Consider the following 1,436-nt stretch of genomic DNA (forward strand, 5'->3'; position numbering starts at 1 on the left):
CACCGAGGGCGGGCGTGCTGCGACCGGAGCCTCCCCCCGGTCGCGCTCCTCGGCGGGGGGGGGCGCTTCGTCCGCTCCGGGCGAGGAGTGCGGCGAATGTAGCCAGGGTTTCCTTCCAGCGTCAACATATTCGGCGACAAAAATCCGATGTCTGCAGCGCCAAGCTGCGGTCTTCGCCGGAAAATCTTCACCAGAATCCGAACCTCCCCACCCAAAGATGGGATGAGTGGGCCCTTCCTTACTTTCCCTTGGAAAGGTATGGTCCGGCCATGAGTCTTGCCGACCAGCCCCCCGCCGCCGTCCTGGTCTTCCAGACCCTGCTCGTCCACGGCCCCCTCACCCGGGCCGAGATCGGGCGGCGCACGGGCCTGTCGGCGGGCGCGGTGACCAAGGCCGCCACTCCCCTGCTGGCGGACGGCTGGATCACCGAACTCGGCAGGCCGGCCGGGGAGCGGGCCAGCGGCCGCCCCGCGACGCCGATGGCCGTCCGCGCCGACCGCGCGCGGTTCGTCGGCGTGAAGGTGACCGGCGACGAACTCATCGGCGTGCTCACCGACCTGACCGCCCGGCCGCTGGCCTCCCGGCGCGCCGCGCTGGACTCCCGCGACGTGGGGACCGTGGTGCTGGCGATCTCCCGGCTCATCGGGCAGTTGCGCGCCGCCGCGGGTGCGGAGGGGGACGACGCCGTCCACAGCGTCGGCGTCACGATCTCCGGCGACGTGGACGGGCAGACCGGCACCGTGCAGTATTCGCCGTTCCTCGACTGGCGCCGTGTGCCGCTCGCGCAGCTGGTCGAGTCGGCGTCCGGCATCCCGACGGTGATCGAGAACGACGTGCGCGCGTTGACCGTCGCCGAGCAGTGGTTCGGCGCCGGGGTGGGGCTGTCCTCGTTCGCCCTGGTCACGGTGGGCGCGGGCATCGGCTGCGGGCTGTCCATCGGCGGCCGGGTGGTGTCGGGGGCCCACGGGGTGTCCGGCGAGGTGGGGCACCTTCCCGTCGGCGGCACCGACCGCACCTGCACCTGCGGCAACACCGGGTGCGTGGAGACGGTGGCCTCCACGCACGCCATCACCGAGCAGGCCCGGCAGGCCACCGGCGACCCCGCGCTGACGATGGAGGAGGCCGTGCGGCTGGCGCACACCGACAACGCCGCCGTCCGCGCGGTCTTCTCCCGCGCCGGGCACGTGATGGGTCTGGCGATGGCGTCGGTGGCCAACCTCATCGGCCCGGAACGCATCATCATCTCCGGCGAGGGCGTGGCCTCGTACGACCTGTTCGCCGACCAGATCCGGCAGACCTTCGCCGACCACGCTTTCGGGGCCGCGGCCGACTGCGACCTCGTCGTGCGTCCGCTGCCCTTCGAGGAGTGGGCGCGCGGCGGCGCGGCCGTCGCCGCGCAGCGGGTCTTCGCCCCCGCGAAGTGACCTCCCCCTGTG

At 72.8% G+C, this 1,436-nt stretch carries 1 protein-coding gene; it reads left to right on the forward strand.

Features of this window, described 5'->3' with window-relative positions:
- Positions 1–269 precede the first annotated feature (269 nt).
- Positions 270–1,424, forward strand: a complete 1,155-nt coding sequence (locus PV341_RS45015; RefSeq protein ID WP_500324565.1) for an ROK family protein — start codon at positions 270–272, stop codon at positions 1,422–1,424.
- Positions 1,425–1,436 lie beyond the last annotated feature (12 nt).

It is taken from the genome of Streptomyces sp. PA03-1a, assembly GCF_033792805.1.
Lineage (GTDB): Bacteria > Actinomycetota > Actinomycetes > Streptomycetales > Streptomycetaceae > Actinacidiphila.

Bases quoted from the DNA above. Each gene is read 5' to 3' on its own strand.
- PV341_RS45015 (WP_500324565.1), top strand. From the start codon at position 270: ATGAGTCTTGCCGACCAGCCCCCCGCCGCCGTCCTGGTCTTCCAGACC.